The organism is Nocardiopsis halophila DSM 44494 (assembly GCF_000341245.1).
GTDB lineage: Bacteria > Actinomycetota > Actinomycetes > Streptosporangiales > Streptosporangiaceae > Nocardiopsis_A > Nocardiopsis_A halophila.
Genome location: NZ_ANAD01000074.1, coordinates 38,006 through 52,721 on the forward strand (window position 1 = coordinate 38,006; position 14,716 = coordinate 52,721).

Here is a 14,716-nt window from a genome sequence, read left to right on the forward strand (position 1 = left end):
CCTAGTCCTCGGTGTCCCTCGGCAGGCCGAGCAGCCGCTCGGCGATGATGTTGAGCTGCACCTCGGTGGTGCCGCCGTAGATGGTCATGGACCGGCCGAAGAGCATGTACCACGCCCAGATCCCGGTCGGCCCGCCCGGCTCCTCGCACACGGCCGCCCCGCCCTGGGCCTCCCACAGGTGGTCGGCCGCGCGCTGGGCGAACTCCACCCCCAGCAGCTTGCGCACGCTCGCCTCGGCACCGGGCTCGGTACCGGAGAGCCGCTTGAGGGTGACCCGCAGCCCGAGCAGCTCCAGCACCTGCCCCTGGGCGATGAGCCGCCCCAGCCGGACCGCGACCTCCCGGTCGGCCGGGTCGGCGGGCGGCGCCGCGCCCCAGCCGTCCGGCTCGGGCCCGGCCCGGTGGAAGCCGAGCAGCTCCTCCAGGCCCGCGCCGATCCCGTCGCCCGAGGACAGCGCCACCCGCTCGTTGCCCAGCGTCGTGCGGGCCACCCGCCAGCCGTCGCCGGGCGCGCCCACCACCCGGTCGTCGGGGACGAACACGTCGTCGAAGAAGACCTCGTTGAACAGGGCCTGGCCGGTGAGCTCGCGCAGCGGCCGCACCTGGACCCCGGGCGCGGCCATGTCCACCAGGAAGTAGGTGATGCCCTCGTGCTTGCCGGGCGCAGCCGGGTCGGTGCGGGCCAGGCAGATGCCCCACTGGGCGGACTGGGCCATCGACGTCCAGATCTTCTGCCCGGTGAGCCGGTACCCGCCCTCGGCCCGTTCGGCGCGCATGGACAGCGCGGCCAGGTCCGACCCGGCGCCGGGCTCGCTGAACAGCTGGCACCACACGGTCTCGCCGCGCAGGGTGGGCCGCAGGAACCGCTCCTGCTGCTCCGGGGTGCCGTGCACGGCCAGCGACGGCAGCACCCAGGCGCCGATGGCGAGCCGTGGGCCCTTGACCCCTGCGCGCCGCATCTCCTGCTCGATGAGCACCTGCTCCAGCGGGGAGGAGTCGCGCCCCCACGGGCGGGGCAGGTGCGGCATCACCCAGCCCTCGTCGGCCAGGGCGGTGAAGCGCTCCCGCTCGTCGCCGATGGCGGCCAGCCGGTCGGCGTCGGCGCGGATCGCCGCACGCAGTTCCTCCCCGCCCAGGTCGGGGCCGATCTCGACGGTGCGGCGGCGCCCGGCCAGGGCCAGTTCGGCGACCGCGGCCGCCCGGTCGGCGGGCGTCCCGGCCAGGATCCGCAGGGCGCTGGCCCGGCGCAGGTGGCGGNTGGGCGTCGTGCTCCCAGGTGAAGCCGATGCCGCCGTGCACCTGGATGCAGCCGCGGGCGCACTCCAGGGCGGTGTCGGGTGCGGTGAGCCCGGCGACGGCGGCGGCGAACCGGGCGGGGCCGGGGGCGGAGGGGCCGTCCGGGGTGCCGGGACGCTCGTCGTAGGCGCGCGCGGCGTCCCACACCGCGGCGCGGGCCTGCTCCAGCGCCACCGCCATGCGCGCGCACCGGTGCTTGACGCCCTGGAAGCCGCCGATGGGGCGGCCGAACTGGACGCGGACCTTGGCGTACTCGGCGGCGGCCTCCAGGCACCAGGCCGCCGTCCCGGCGGCCTCGGCGCCCAGCAGCACCGCGGCCACGCCTTCGGCGTCGCGGCGGTCCAGGCCGTCCAGGAGCGCGTCCGCTCCGACGGGGGCGCCGTCGGCGTGCAGCGCCGCGACGGCCCTTCCCCGGTCGAGCGGGGGCAGCGGCTCGGCGCGCAGGGCGTCCGCGTCCAGCACCGCCCAGCCCTCGCTCCCGCCCCGGCGGTAGGGGGCGACCACGAACGCGGCCCCGGCGCCGCCGGGAACCGGGCGCAGGGTGCCGGACAGGCGCAGCCCTCCGTCGGCCCCCTCCTCGGCCTCCAGCGGCGGACCGGGGGCGAACGCGGCGGTGTGCGCACCGCCGGCCAGGCCGGGCAGCAGCCGGGCGCGCAGGCCGGGGGCGCCCCAGCGGTCGACCAGGGCCGAAGCGAGCACGGTGGGCGGGAACGGGCCGGGAACCAGGCCGCGGCCGAACTCCTCCAGGACCACGGCCAGCTCCAGCAGGCCGGCGCCCTGTCCGCCGTGCTCCTCGGGCAGGTGCAGGCCGAGGAGGCCCTGGTCGGCGAGCCCGGACCAGAACGGGGGCGGGCCCGGGTCGCCGGTGTCCTCCTCCCACCCGGCGTCCAGCCGTCCGATCCAGCCGCGGACCGACGCCGCCAGCTCCTCGTGGTCTCCGGTGAGTCCGATCGCCATGGCCAGCTCCCTGGGGGTCGGTCGCCAATGGAGCCAGACTAGAACTGGTTATATACACGCCGTCAACTACCATCGGACGACACGAGACGACACGGACCGGACGACTCCGGTGCGTGAACGCGTTCCAGAAAGGCGGGACCCGTGGTCGGACTGCTCGCGGCCCTGCTCTCGGCCGCGGTCTACTCGCTCGGACTGGCCGTCGAGCAGCGCGCGCTCCACGGCGCGCCCTCCATCGGGGTGCGGCGCCCCCTGCACCTGGCGAAGGTCCTGCTGACCAACCCGCGCTGGGTGGGGGGCTGCGCGATGGCGGCCCTGGGCAGCCTCGGCCTGGTGGTCGCCCTCGGCCTGGCCCCGGTATCGGTCGTCCAGCCCGCCTTCGCCGGCGGGATCGCCGTCATGCTCCTGCTGACCGCCCTGGTGCTGGGCGACCCCATCACGCGCGGGGAGAAGGCGGCGCTCGGGCTGATGCCGGTCGCCCTGCTGCTGCTGAGCCTGTCCCTGGGCGACGGCGGCGAGACCGGAACCGTGCCGGACATGCCGCTGCTGCTGGCGGTCAGCGTCGGCACGGTCGTGGCATGCGTGGGGGCGGTGGCCCTGGCCTCCGGCAGGGGGCGGTACGTGTCGGCGGCGGCGATGGGCGCGGCCGCGGGGCTGGCCCAGGGCACGGCCGGGCTGCAGGGCAAGGGCCTGGGCGGACTCCTGGCGGACGAGGGCCTGCCCGCGGCGGTCCTCCCGGCGCTCGCCTCGCCCTTCCCCTACCTGTACGCGCTCGGGTGGGCGGTGGGGATCGTGCTGTTCCAGACGTCGATGCAGCGCGCGCGGGCGTCGATCACCGCGCCGGTCGCCAACGTGGCCGGGAACGTGTTCATGGTGGTCCTGGGCACGGTCATCTTCGACGAGGCCCTGCCGGACGACCCGCTGATGCTCGCCCTGCGGGCGGGCGGCTTCGCCCTCACGCTCGTCGTGGTGGTCCTGGTCCGCGGCAACGGCGCCCAGGCCGAGGCCGACACCACCCGCAAACGCGAGGCGGCCGGGGCGCTCTGAGACCGCGGCCGGGTGCGGCCGGGGCCGGATCCGGCCCCGGCCGGAGGGGTCAGGCCGAGACGGCGACCGCCTCGCCGAGGGCCGGGGCGGCGACCTCGGCCCAGGCGCCGATGACCTCGGCGGGCTCGGCGAGCTCGGGGTCGGCCAGCAGCAGGGCCGGCTCGACCACCCAGGCGCCCAGGTCGGACAGGAGCACCCGCAGGTCCTCCTCGATGTTGCGGCCGTTGCGCAGGTCCGGCACGGCCGCCATGGGCACCGCCACGCCCCGGCCCAGCCCCAGCTCCGGCAGCCGGTCCAGGAACACCTTGAGCAGGCCGGTGTAGGAGCCGTGGGTCTGGGGCGTGGCGACCAGCACCACGTCGGCGTCGCGCACCCGCTCGACGGCCTCGGCCACGTCCCGGCCCGCGTCGGCGGCCAGCAGCGCCGGGCCCAGTTCGGCCAGGTCGACGGTGTGGGGGGCGGTCTCCACCCCGGCCTGGGCGGCCAGGGCGCGGGCGGCGCGGTCGGCGGCCGCGGCCAGGGCGGACCGGGGTCGGGGATCGGCGACGAGCACGGTGAAACGGGTCATTGCGGTCTCCTGCTCCAAGTGGCGCGGCCCCCGGAAGGGCCGCGAAAGCGCATGTGGGGCGTCGGGCGCGTTGCGCGGGCGTCGTCGCCGGGCGGGAACGCGCCGGTCGGGCGGTGGAACGACGTCACCGGGAGGGACCGCGCCTCCCGCGGGGCCGGCGCCGTGCGCGGCCGGCGGCTCGGGCGCCGCCGAAACGGTTCGGCGGGGCGGGCGCGCAAGGGCGCCGGAAGCCGGGGAAGGAGAGAGGCGGGGACGCCACCGGTGGGCGGGGGACCGTGCCCCCGTAGGGCGCTAACTAAGACACAGGGCGCTGGCCTGCTGTCGGAGATCGACGTGCAGGCGCTGGACGAGCAGCTCACCGGCGGACATGCCCACCATCATGAGCGGACCCGGCGCTATGGTCAATGCATCATGGGCGGAAATGTCGCACCCTCCGGGTGTGGCATCGGGCACAGCACCGAGGAGAGGACCACCGAGCATGGGCGCGAGCCGGACGACCCTGACCAACGCACGGCTGCTCACCCCCGACGGCTTCGTCGACGGGTGGCTGAGCACCGAGGACGGGGCCATCGCCGACCTGGGCCCCGGGACACCGCCGAGCGGGCCGGGCGGGTCCGTCGACGCGGGCGGGCGCACCGTGATCCCCGGAACGGTGGACACCCACATCCACGGCGGCGCCGGGGCCGCGTTCACCGAGACCGACCCCGAGCGGCTCCGCTCGATCGTGGAGTTCAACCGCGGGAACGGGGTGACCACCCTGGTCGGCGGGCTGGTCGCGGCGACGCCGGAGGACACCCTGGAGCAGGTGCGGGCGCTGGCCGACCTGACCGAGGAAGGGCTGATCGCCGGCATGTTCCTGGAGGGGCCCTGGATCTCGGTGAACAAGCACGGTGCGCACGACCCCGCGCTGCTCCGCGACCCCGACACCGCCGAGTTCGACGCGCTGCTCAAGGCCTCCCGCGGCCACCTGAAGATGATCACGGTCGCCCCGGAGCTGCCGGGCGCGCGGGAGCTGGTCGCCGCGGCCGCCTCGCAGGGCGTGACCGTGGCGGTGGGCCACACCGAGGCCACCTACGACCAGGCGCGGGCCGCCTTCGACGCGGGGGCGACGGTGGCCACCCACCTGTACAACGCGATGCGGCCGTTCAACCACCGCGAGCCGGGGCCGATCGGGGCGGCGCTGACCGACGACCGGGTCACCGTCGAGCTGATCAACGACGGCGTGCACGTCCACCCGGCGGCGGCGGAGGTGGCCTTCGCCTCGGCCGGGGGCGACCGGATCACCCTGGTCACCGACGCGATGGCGGCGACCGGGCTGGGCGACGGCGAGTACACCCTGGGCAAGCTGCACGTGTGGGTGAGCGGGGGCGAGGCCCGCCTGGCGGACGGGACGATCGCCAGCAGCACCATCGTGCTCCCCGACGCGATCCGCCGCACGGTGGAGACCGTGGACGGTGTGGACCTGGAGACCGCGGCCCGCTCGGCCACCGCGGTCCCGGCCAGGGCCCTGGGGATCGAGGGCGTCGGCGAGCTGAGGCCGGGCTACCGCGCCGACCTGCTGGTGCTCGACGAGGACCTGTCCGTCGCCTCGGTGATGCACCGGGGGGCGTGGGTGAAGGAGCTGTAGGGCGGCGTCCGCCGGACGCCCACCCGGCCCGGCCGCACCTGGGCCGCACTCCCCCTGATCGCGCCTGTGCCGTCGGCCGACGGCACAGGCGTTGGTCGTCGAGTCCGCTCCGGTCCGCCGTCCTCAGCGCACTCGCCGCCGTGCGGCGCGCCTAGCGGCTCCTGTGGCAGGGCGGCGGGGAGACAGGAACGGCGTGTTCGCCGGGGCGCTCCGGCAGGCGGCGGGCGCCGGTGCACCTCTCGGGCGCGGTGCCTGCGTCACTGCCCGCGCCGTTCCCGGCCGAGGTGCGCGAGGTGCGCTGCCCCGTGAGGCTGGTGACGCGGGAGGGCCGTCGAGCGCGGTGCGGAAGCGTTCGGCCCACCGGCGGGCGGTGGTGTGGCCGGCCTGGAAGCGCTCGGCGGCCCGGCGCAGGGGCCGTCCGTCCTCGACGACAAAGCGGGCCGGAGCCAGGCGCCCCTCGGGGGCCGATTCGGCGTTGGCGCGGGCTGTGTGGGCCACGGAGGGCCTCCTGGCCTTCTTCAGGTGGTGGTCCCGACAGCCCACACCTATGTCGGAGGCCCTCTCTTACTGTCGAATCGCAGCCGGGCCGTATCCGACCTCGGTGGTCAGTACAGGTAGGCGGACCCGCCCATCGGGGGTGACGTCCCCGCCCGGTGACCGCACAGCCCTGACCTGGGGTTGAACCGCCCTGGAGCGGCGTGTCACCGACAGATCACCTCCGCTTTACGCAAGACTGCCCGTGTCGACCCCGCTACGACGTGTTTCCACCGGGCTCGGCGGGTGCCCCCGGGGCCCGCACACCGGTGGAGGACCAAGGGCGGCCGCAGGCCGTCCTGCGCACAGGACAACCGCATACCGGATCTTTGCGCCCCTCACGCGAAGAAGACGAGCACCCATGTGCTGCGCCTTCCCTCCGCGCAGCCGTACCGGACCGATACGGCCAAGGGGGCGCCTGCCTTGCTGGAATCCATCACCACGCCGCTCGCACGGAGGCTGAGGCGGGGCACGACCGCCGCACTGCACCGGCTCCCCCCCCGGGCCCCCCCNCTGCGCTGGAAGGCGCTGCTGGAGGCCGACGACCGCCTGGTCCCGGCGCTGCACCGCGGCCGCCCCGTGCTGGCGCACCGGTGGACCGGCCCGTTCAGCACCGGCGCGCTCGCCCTCCGGGCCCTGGAACGGTGCGCCGACCTCCTCGAGGGCGCCGGCATCGACTACTTCATGGTCAACGGGCGGGCCCCCGGCGAGTACACCGTCGGGGTACACGAGGGCGACCGCGACCGCGTGCTGGACCTGCTCTCCGCCGCGGGCGCCGGCGAGGCCCTGTACGCCGCGGCCCTGCGCAAGGACCCGCGCGACTACCTGCGTCCCCTGGCCTCCCGCCGCTGTGCGCGCCGGCTGCGCGGCGCCGGGGCGGTACGCGTGGGGATGTTCGTCGCCGGGCCCGGCGCCCAGGTGGTGGCCGGCCCCGAGCACGGGTGCGTGATCGAGTTCTGGCGCGAGGCCCCCGCCGGGCCCCACGCCCCGGACGGCGACCGTGTGCGGTCCCGGCTGCGCGCCCCGCTGCCCGAGCACCCCGTCCCCGGCACCCTGGTCGCCCCGCGCCGCAACCGCGTCTCGGACGTGCTCCCGCCCGCCGAGCGCACACCCGCCCGGATCCGCGCCGGCCGGCGGGAGCACCCCACGTTCCCGGCGTTCGCCCGCCCCCTGCCCGACGACGTGGACTTCCCCGTCGACGCCGTCTTCACCTGGGTGGACGGCGCCGACCCGGCCTGGGCGGCGCGCCGGGACCGCCACCTTGCCGCGGCCGGAGCCGCCCCGCCGGACGGGACCGCGCGCTCCCGGTTCACCGACCGCGAGGAGCTGCGCTACGCGCTGCGCTCGCTGGAGATGTTCGCCGGCTTCGTGCGCACCGTGTACATCGTCACCGACGGCCAGCGCCCCGCCTGGCTGGACACCTCCTGCCCGCGGGTGCGCCTGGTGGACCACCGCGAGGTCTTCGGGCCCGGTGCGGACCTGCCGGTGTTCAACTCGCACGCCATCGAGACGCGGCTGCACCGGATCGAGGGCCTCAGCGAGCACTACCTCTACCTCAACGACGACGTCCTGTTCGCGCGGCCGGTCACCCCCGCCCTGTTCTTCCACCCCAACGGCATCGCCAAGGTGTTCCCCTCGCCCTTCCAGTTCGGGCTGGGCGAGGCGTCCCCGCAGGAGCGGGCGGTGGACTCGGCGGCCAAGAACAACCGGCGGCTGCTGTGGGAGGAGTTCGGCCGCGCCGCCGCCCAGAAGTACAAGCACGCCCCCTTCGCCCACGTGAAGGAGGTGATGCGGGAGCTGGAGAAACGCTTCCCGGACGCCGTCGCCCGCACCGCCGCCTCGCGCTTCCGCACGACCACGGACGTGTCGGTGGCCTCCTCTTTGCACCACACCTACGCCCTGCTGACCGGGCGCGCTGTGCAGGGCAGGATCCGCTCGGCCTACGTCGACCTGGCCGACACCGGCGGGGCCGCCGCCCGCCTGGAGCGGCTGCTGGCCGGGCGCTCGTACGACACCGTGTGCCTGAACGACACCGTGCCCGTGGACGAGGAGGACGAGCGGGCCGCCACGCGCGCGCTGCACCGGGTGCTGGAGGAGCGCTTCCCGTTCCCCTCCTCCATGGAACGGCCCCTGCCCGCGGCGCCGCCCCCGGGAGAGGCTGCCTCCACCGGCCCGGAGGCGTCCGCGGTCCTCGAACCGGAGTCGGTGTGATCCCCGGATCAGGTGTGCTCCGCCCGGAGCTGCTCCTGCTCGCGGGATCCGCCCTCAACGCGGCCGCCGTGCCGCCCGGGTTCGATCCGCCCCGCGGGGCCGCCCTGGAGCTGCGCTCGCGGGGGACCGCCGTGCGTCTGCCCGCCGACGTCTACCCGGCCTCCGAGGGGCGCTGGGGCGTGCGCGCGACGGCCGCACTGGTGGCCCCGGACGCGCAGGGCGTCCCCGTCCCGTCGGACCTGGCCGCCGTGCGCCTGGAGGCGGGCGTGTGGACGGTGCGGTTCATCGTGTCCGGACGCCTGGGGAGCCGTGCGTTCTGCCTCCAGGCGCCCGACGACGTCCGCCCGACCGAGGCCCCCGGGCTCGCTCTTGAGGCGGGCCCCGGGGGCCGGGCCACGGTCAGGGTCGGCCCGCCCGCCCCCGCCGCACGGGTGGAGCAGGTGCACGTGCGCCCGCACGGCGTGCGGGTGGAAGGCCTCCTCCAAGGCCTGGAGGGCGAACCCGCGTGCCTGTTGCGCGCGCGGCGGCACCGGACCGAGCTGCCGGTGCACCCCGACCGCCGCCCCGACCCGCGCGGGACCGCGTTCGCCCTGGACCTGCCGCTGGAGCGGATGGCGCGCTCCTGCGGCGGCACCGACGAGGTCCGCTGGGTGGTGCGCTTCCGCCCCGCCTCGGGCGCCGACCTCACGGTCGGCCTGCCCCGCACCGACCTGGAGCGCCCCCGCGCCGCCCTTCCGGTGCCCGACGCGACGGTGCGCACCGGGCGCGGGGTGCCCCCCCTGCGCGTGCGCGTCTTCCACGACGGCCCGCTCCCCGGCGGCGGGACCGCGCTGGTGGCCGGGGTCCGACCGCTGCCCGCCCCCGCACCCCCGGGAGGAGACGCATGAAGATCACATACCTGGTGACCTGGGCCGACGCCATGGGCGGCACCGAGATGGCCGCCTTCTCCCAGGCGGCCGCCCTCGCCGGGCGGCACCGCACCGAGGTGCTCAGCGTGCTGCGCACCGCCGACGCCCCGTTCTTCGGCGTCGACCCGCGGGTGCGGGTGCGCCACCTGGTGGACGCCCGCGGCCCGGTCCGGCGGCCGGCCCGGCCCACGGGCCTGGACGAGGCGGCCTGCCGGGAGCTGGCCGGCCGGGACAGCGAGCTGGTCGACCCGCGCTGGGAGCCGGCCTACGACCGGCTGTGCGACATCGAGGCGGCCCGCGCGCTGCCGCACCTGGACACCGACGTGCTGGTGACCACCAGCCCGGCGCTGACGGCCCTGGCCGCCCCGCTGGCCCCGCCCGGCGCCGTGCTCGTCGCCCAGGAGCACCGGATCCCCGAGCTGCGCGGCCCGACCGGCGAGCCGCTGCTGCCGTTCGCGCCCCGGGTGGACGCCCTGGTGGCGCTCACCGAGCCGTCCCGGGCGTGGCTGGGGGGGGGGGGGNGCCTGGAGGCGATCCCCAACGCGGCCCCCGCCGGCCCGGTGCCGCGCTCGTCCCTGGACTCCGGAACCGTGCTGGTGGCGCGCCGCCTGGTCCCCGAGAAGGGGGTCGACGACGCGGTCCGGGCTTTCGCGCAGGTCGCCGACGACCACCCCGGCTGGCGGCTGCGGATCTGCGGCGAGGGCCCGGAGCTGCCCCGGCTGCGCGCCCTGGCCGCCGGGCACGACCTGCACGGACGGGTGGAGTTCGCCGGGCCCACCGCCGACATGGCCGCCGAGTGGGCCCGGGCCGCGATCTGCCTGCTCCCCTCGCGGACCGAGGCGTTCGGGCTGGTGCTGACCGAGGCGCTGGCCGCGGGCGTCCCGGCCGTCGCCTACGACTGCCCCACCGGCCCGGCCGAGGTCGTGCGGCACGGTGTGGACGGGCTGCTGGCCGCCCCCGAGGACGTCGGCGGCCTGGCGACCTGCCTGGGCAAGCTGATGGAGGACGACGCGCTGCGCGCCGGGATGGGGCGGTCGGCCGTGCAGGGGGCGGAGCGGTTCGCCCCCGAGCGGATCGCGGCGCGCTGGGAGCGGCTCTACGGCGAGCTCCTGGAGGTCCCCCCCGAGGAGCGGGCCGCGGCCCGCGCGGAGCGCGCCGCCCGGTACGAGGCGGCGCGGGCGGTGCGGGGGCCCGCGCTGCGGGCGGTGCCCTGGGAGGGGACGCTTCCCCAGGCCGAGGGCGCCGGCGCCTGCGAGGCCGAGTGGCGGCGCGACCGCCCGCACCTGGTGCGTTCGGGCGGCGGACTGGCCGAGGTGCGCGACGACCTGTTCCCCCGCCAGGCGGTGCGCGCCAACCTCGACCTGGTCGTCGACGCGCTGGAGCGCGCCGGCGTGCCGAACGCGCTCGTGCGCCACCGGGGCCGCAACCCGCGGGTGATGGTCCCCGGCGACCTGCGCGCCGACGCCCTGTCCGCGCTGGCGGGCGCGCTCGGCGCCCCGGGGGCCGAGCCCCCCGCGTACGCCCGGCCGATCCGGCCGCGCGGCCCGCTGCCGCAACCGGTGCCGCTGCCGATGTGCCCGTCCCTGGCCGCCGCGTCCGGGGTGCGGGTGTTCCGCCCGGTCCTCACCTCCGGGCGGACGCTGCGCTACGGCGAGGCCTACGGCGCCGACCTGGAGTTCTGGGACCCGGACCCGGCGTCCGGCGGCCGGGAGCTGGTGGCCCCGCACGGGTGCGCCGCCGGGGACCGGGTGGAGGCGGCCGCGCTGGGCGCGCGCGTGCGCACCCGCTTCGCCGGGCGGGAGTACCCGACGCTGGAGCCCTTCGCCCGGCCGCTGGTGGACGACGTGGACGTGCCCGTCGACGCCGTGGTCACCTGGGTGGACGGCACCGACCCGGCCTGGCGGCGCCGGTTCTCGGCGGCGCTGGCCGGGCACGGCGGGGGCGGCGGGGCCGACGGGGCCCTGGAGAACCGCTTCTCCGGCGCGGAGGAGCTGCGCTACACGCTGCGCTCGATCGCGATGTTCGCGCCGTGGGTGCGCCGGGTCCACGTGGTCACCGACGACCAGGTGCCGCCCTGGCTGGACGCCGCGCACCCGGACGTGCGGGTGGTCGACCACCGGGAGGTGTTCGCCCCGGCCGACCTGCCCACGTTCAACTCGCACGCCATCGAGTCCCGGCTGCACCGCATCCCCGGCCTCGCCGAGCACTTCCTGTACCTCAACGACGACATGTTCCTCGGGCGGCCGGTGGGTCCGGAGGCGTTCTTCGCCGGGAACGGGGCACCGCGGTTCTTCCCCTCCGCCACGGCGGTGCCGTTCGGCGCCCCGTCCGCGGAGGAGCCCGCGTTCTTCGCCGCGCAGAAGAACAACCGGGCCCTGCTGGAGCGGGCGTTCGGCCGGGCCCCGGTCTTCGCGATGCGCCACGCGCCCTACGCGCTGCGGCGGTCGGTGCTCCAAGAGCTGGAGGAGCGCTTCCCCGAGGAGTTCGCGGCCACCGCCGCCGCGCGCTTCCGGGGCCCCGCCGACCTCTCGCCCGTGCCCCTGCACCACTACTACGCGCACCTGACGGGGCGCGCCTGGCCGGGATCGGTCGCCTACACCTATGTGGACCTGGGCGACCCGGGCCAGCACCGGAAGCTGGAATCCCTGCTCCAGCGCAAGCAAGAGGCGTTCTGCCTCACCGACGCGCCCCCCGACCGTGTCCCCCGCGCCGAGCAGATCAGGCTCATGGGCGCGTTTCTGGAGAACTACTTCCCCCTCGCGCCGCCTTGGGAGCTCTAGCGGTCAGTCGTAGAGGAGAGGGGCTTCGCCGCCTCGATCCGAAAGGGGGAGACACGTGAAGATCGCCTACCTGCTGCACACGCTCTACGGGATCGGAGGGACCATCCGCACGGTGGTCAACCAGGCCGAGGCCATGGCCGCCCTGGGGCACCGCGTCGCGATCGTGTCACTGTTCCGGCACCGGGACGACCCGGTGCTGCCCGTGGGCCCCGGAGTCCAGGTGTCGTGGCTGGTCGACCTTCGCGAGCCGCCGGGGCCCGGGGCCGACCGGCCGTCGGTGCTCTACCCCGAGGAGGAGAAGCTCTACGGCAAGCACAGCGCGCGCACCGACGCACTGGTCGCCGACCACCTCGGACGGAGCGCGCCCGACGTCGTGGTGGGCACGCGCGCGGGCATCAACGTCCTGTTGGCCCGCCTGAGACCCGAAGGCGCGGCCGTGGTGGGGCAGGAGCACCTGACGTACGGGATGTACGACCGCGCGCTGCTGCGCGTCATGGCCCGCGACTACCGGCGCCTGGACGCGGTCTGCCCGGTGACCGAGACCGACGCCCGGACCTACCGGTCCCGCATGCGCCTGCCGGGGGTGCGGGTGCAGGCGGTGCCCAACTGCGTGCCCGCCCCGGCGCTGCGCTCGGAGGGCGCCGGGCCGCCGAGCGTCGTCGCCGCGGGGCGGGTCACCGGCATGAAGGGCTTCGACCTGCTGCTGGAGGCCTTCGCCCGGGTGGCGCCCGACCACCCCGACTGGACGGTGCGGGTCTTCGGCCGGGGGCGTGGGCTGGAGGCGCGGCGCCGGCAGGTCCACGCGCTCGGGCTGGAGGACCGCGCGTTCATGATGGGGGCGCACCCGCGGATGGACGAGGTGTGGCCGATGGCCTCGCTGTGCGCGGTGCCCTCCCGGGACGAGCCGTTCGGGATGATCCTGGTGGAGGCGATGCGGGCGGGGGTTCCGGTGCTGTCGTCGGACTGCCCGCACGGCCCGGCGGAGATCGTGCGGCAGGGCGAGGACGGGCTGCTCGTGGCCAATGAGGACCCCGACGCGCTCGCCCGGGGGCTGGACCGCCTGATGGGCGACGACGGGCTGCGGGCGCGGATGGGCGCGGCGGCGCTGCGCAATTCCGAGCGCTACTCCCCCGAGGCGGTTGCGCGCGTGCACGAGGCGCTGTTCCAGGACCTGACCGGCACGAAGAGCGGGGACGGCACGGAGGGCGCGGACGGCGCGGCCACCCGGTCCGGGGGCGGGCGGCACCGGCGGCCGGTCCCGGTCCGGCGGGCCGCCCCGGACGACTGCACCGCCGCCGTGGGCGGGGACGGGGTGGTGGAGCTGGGCTTCGCCACTCCCCCGGGCCTCGTGGTGCTGCGCCCGGTCGGGGCCGGGGCCGCCAAGCGCGCGGAGCGGCGGCTGTGCCCGGAGGGCGCGCGGACGGTCCACCTGGACCCCCGGGACTTCCCCGAGGGCACCACACGGTGGGACGTGCTCCGGTCGGACGCCCCGGGCACGCCCGGCGAGGACGCCGAACCGCTCACCCCCGTCCCCGCGACCCTGGTCGACCTGCGTTCGGCACCCCACGACCCGCGCGCGGTGAAGCGGCTGGCGGTGGCGCTGCCCGAGCGCGGCCCGGACGGGCGGCTCCGGATCGCCGCGCGGCACGCGGACCGGTTCGCCGAGGCGGGTGAGGTGGCGGTGGCTGCCGACCGGATCACGGTGTCGGGGACCGTGCTGGGGGCGACCGCGCCCGACCTGGAGGCCGAGCTGGTGCTGGGCGTGCGCGGCTCCCGCGGTGCCGGGGTCCGCCTGCCGTGCCCGGTGGACGCCGCGGGCCGTTTCCGCGCCCGGGTGCCCGTCGACGCCCTCGCCAAGGCGGGTCCGGCTCCCGTGGAAGGCAGGACGGCGGAAGGGGCGATCTGGGACGTCCGGCTGCGCACCGGGTGGGGTGAGCACCTGGTGGGCCGCTGCCTGCTCGGCACGGCCGACTGGAAGCGGGCCTGCCCCTACCCGTCGACCGCGGCCGTCGCCGCGGGCGGCACGGGCGGCACGGTCCGGGCGCGCCCGTACTACACCGACGGCGGCCACCTGGCGGTCCGGGTCGACCCCGCGGACGCGGCCGCGGACCCGCCGGTGGGAGAGGTGTCGCTGTGCTGGCTGCCGGGCCGCTCCCGGTTCGAGGTGACGGGGACCGTGCGCGCTCCGGAGGCCGCACCGGAGGAGGTGGCGGTCCGCCTGCTCCCGAAGGGCGGGGGCGACCCGGTGGAGCTCCCCGTGACCGCCGCCCGCACGGCGGCGGGGCTGCGGTTCACCGCGGCGGTCCCCCTCGCGGGCCGCGACCGCCTGCCCTTCGGCCGCTGGCGGGTGGAGGTGGAGACCGGCGGAGAGGAGGCGGTCCGCACCCTGCCCGGGTGCCCCGGGCCGCTCCTGCGCCGCCGCTGGTGGAGGGGCGGGGGGGCGGGCCNGCCCGGACAGCCGCGGCGGCACCGCGATCGAGCACGCCCCGGTGCGCGTGGTCCGGGCCCTGCGACGGCGGCTGCCCCCGGTCCCGGGGGCGGCCCGGTGGAAGGCCCGGCGGAAACGGACCCGGCAGAAGAGGGAACGGCGGTGATCCGCCTCGCCGAAGAGCCCTCGGCCAGGCGGCACACGGGCGGACCGCGCACGCACGTCGAATAGCCGCGCAGGGGGCGGAGCACGGCTCCGCCCCCATTGCCGAGGTTTCCGTCGGGTCGGTGGGATGGACACTGTCATGCGGTCGGCCCCCGTGTCCGCCGGCGTGGTGGAACTGTCGGCCGCGTCCTTGTGAGCG

Annotated in this window: 7 protein-coding genes and 2 pseudogenes; 6 read left to right on the plus strand and 3 right to left on the minus strand. The window is 76.9% G+C overall.

The genetic code is table 11. The annotated features are described in order from the left end of the window. Position 1: 1 nt before the first annotated feature. Positions 2-2,252 (minus strand): annotated as a pseudogene (locus tag D450_RS29840) (acyl-CoA dehydrogenase). Positions 2,253-2,393: 141 nt separating this feature from the next. Between D450_RS29840 and D450_RS0109640 the strand changes: the two are divergent. Continuing rightward, a complete protein-coding gene (locus D450_RS0109640) occupies positions 2,394-3,296 on the plus strand; it encodes a hypothetical protein (protein WP_017538461.1) in 903 nt (300 codons plus the stop codon). A gap of 49 nt (positions 3,297-3,345) precedes the next feature. On the opposite strand, the gene D450_RS0109645 is transcribed toward D450_RS0109640, so the two are convergent. After that, positions 3,346-3,864 carry an NADPH-dependent FMN reductase gene (locus tag D450_RS0109645; RefSeq protein WP_017538462.1) on the minus strand — a complete coding sequence of 173 codons (519 nt, stop codon included), beginning with the start codon at positions 3,862-3,864 and terminating at the stop codon, positions 3,346-3,348. Between the two features lie 478 nt (positions 3,865-4,342). Here D450_RS0109645 and nagA point away from each other — a divergent pair, with 478 nt between their 5' ends. Next, on the plus strand, positions 4,343-5,491 hold the full coding sequence (gene nagA, locus D450_RS0109655) for an N-acetylglucosamine-6-phosphate deacetylase (protein WP_017538464.1): 1,149 nt from the start codon (positions 4,343-4,345) through the stop codon (positions 5,489-5,491). A gap of 338 nt (positions 5,492-5,829) precedes the next feature. Here nagA and D450_RS35725 read toward each other — a convergent pair. Continuing rightward, positions 5,830-5,989, minus strand: a pseudogene (locus D450_RS35725) (IS481 family transposase); the annotation flags it as partial. A 927-nt stretch (positions 5,990-6,916) separates the two neighbouring features. Between D450_RS35725 and D450_RS0109660 the strand changes: the two are divergent. From D450_RS0109660 to D450_RS29850, 4 genes are all read left to right on the plus strand, one after another. Beyond that, positions 6,917-8,236, plus strand: a complete 1,320-nt coding sequence (locus D450_RS0109660; protein ID WP_449289458.1) for a stealth conserved region 3 domain-containing protein — start codon at positions 6,917-6,919, stop codon at positions 8,234-8,236. Beyond that, the gene (locus D450_RS0109665) at positions 8,233-9,123 is read left to right on the plus strand and encodes a hypothetical protein (protein WP_241483107.1); all 891 of its coding nucleotides are present in this window, start codon (positions 8,233-8,235) and stop codon (positions 9,121-9,123) included. Before D450_RS0109660 ends, D450_RS0109665 begins: the two co-directional genes overlap by 4 nt. A gap of 47 nt (positions 9,124-9,170) precedes the next feature. Beyond that, on the plus strand, positions 9,171-11,924 hold the full coding sequence (locus tag D450_RS0109670) for a stealth conserved region 3 domain-containing protein (protein ID WP_449289459.1): 2,754 nt from the start codon (positions 9,171-9,173) through the stop codon (positions 11,922-11,924). Positions 11,925-12,057: 133 nt separating this feature from the next. Continuing rightward, entirely contained in the window at positions 12,058-14,583 is a 2,526-nt protein-coding gene (locus D450_RS29850; RefSeq protein WP_449289460.1) for a glycosyltransferase, read from the plus strand. Positions 14,584-14,716: the final 133 nt, after the last annotated feature.